At 49.3% G+C, this 1,289-nt stretch carries 2 protein-coding genes; both read right to left on the bottom strand.

What is annotated here, in order from left to right:
• On the bottom strand, nucleotides 1–1,177 hold a 1,177-nt coding region (gene mutL / locus R8O70_RS25480; RefSeq protein WP_318184492.1), incomplete at its 3' end, for a DNA mismatch repair endonuclease MutL.
• A gap of 22 nt (nucleotides 1,178–1,199) precedes the next feature.
• Nucleotides 1,200–1,289 (bottom strand): LysM peptidoglycan-binding domain-containing protein (locus tag R8O70_RS25475; protein ID WP_318184493.1); only part of this gene is annotated, 90 nt, incomplete at its 5' end.

Below are 1,289 nucleotides of genomic sequence, written 5' to 3'. Positions count from 1 at the left end.
CATAATCAGTACGTCCAGGGTACGTAGGCGTTTTATCAATCGCTTGATACACACGCTCTGGGACAGTAGTACTCACTGATTGTGGCGAGTATTGAGGCGTCGTTTCCGGTTGGCTTTCTCGCTCTTCAGGCTCTGCTCGATGGAACGCGGACTCATTGACTTGCGGCTTATCAATCACAGAGCTTTGTGCCAGTGCATCAGCCAAAGCTTGATAGATAAAGTCATGTACCAATCTTGCTTGGTGGAAACGCACTTCATGCTTCGCTGGATGAACGTTCACGTCCACCTGATGCGGGTCTAGCTCGATGAACAACACATAAGCGGCGAATTGATCCGGCTTTAAACTCATTTCGTAGCTTTGACGGATCGCATGATTGATCAGTTTGTCCCGCATCATGCGGCCATTCACGTAACAATACTGCAAATCGCTTTGCTGACGAGCCCCATCCGGGGTGGTGATCCAACCATGCAACTTGAGGCCTTGATGCTCAAGCTCAATACGAAGCATATTACGCACAAATGCATTACCACACACCGCCGCTATACGCTTTTCGGTTTGCAGTTGATTCTTAGCCGCACGGTACTGGCGGATCACTTTGCCGTTATGGCGCACGTTGATCGAGACATCAAAGCGGCTCAGTGCAATGCGTTTTAACAGCTCGTCAATGTGAGCAAATTCCGTTTTTTCGGTACGCAGAAACTTACGGCGTGCAGGAGTATTGAAAAACAAATCCAGCACTTCAACCGTGGTACCAATGGGATGGGCAGCAGGCTGCAATTTGACCTGCATATCACGCCCTTCCGAATATGCACTCCACGCTTCTTCTTGCGCAGCTGGGCGAGAGGTTAATGTAAGACGAGAGACGGAACTGATACTCGCCAATGCCTCTCCACGAAAGCCCAAGCTCATGATCGCTTCTAAATCATCTAAGGTATGGATTTTAGACGTTGCATGACGACTGAGTGCCAGCCCGAGCTCATCTTTCGCAATCCCTTTTCCGTTGTCACGAACACGAATAAGCTTGGCACCGCCTTTTTCGATATCGATATCGATTCGGGTTGCGCCAGAGTCGAGGCTATTTTCCACCAACTCTTTGATGACAGAGGCAGGCCTTTCGACCACTTCCCCTGCCGCAATTTGGTTGGCGAGCCTAGCTGGCAAAATTTTTATCGTCATAATGAGTTAGAAGCTCACTTACTTATTTGTTTGGAATGATCAGGACTTGCCCAACAGCAAGCTCGTCCGAGCGCAAGTTGTTTGCTTGGCGAATACTCGCAACACTCACGCC

Origin of the sequence: Vibrio sp. 779(2023), assembly GCF_033344285.1 — a bacterium.
GTDB classification, from domain to species: Bacteria; Pseudomonadota; Gammaproteobacteria; order Enterobacterales; family Vibrionaceae; genus Vibrio; species Vibrio alginolyticus.
This window is presented reverse-complemented; position numbering and strand designations above follow the sequence as displayed.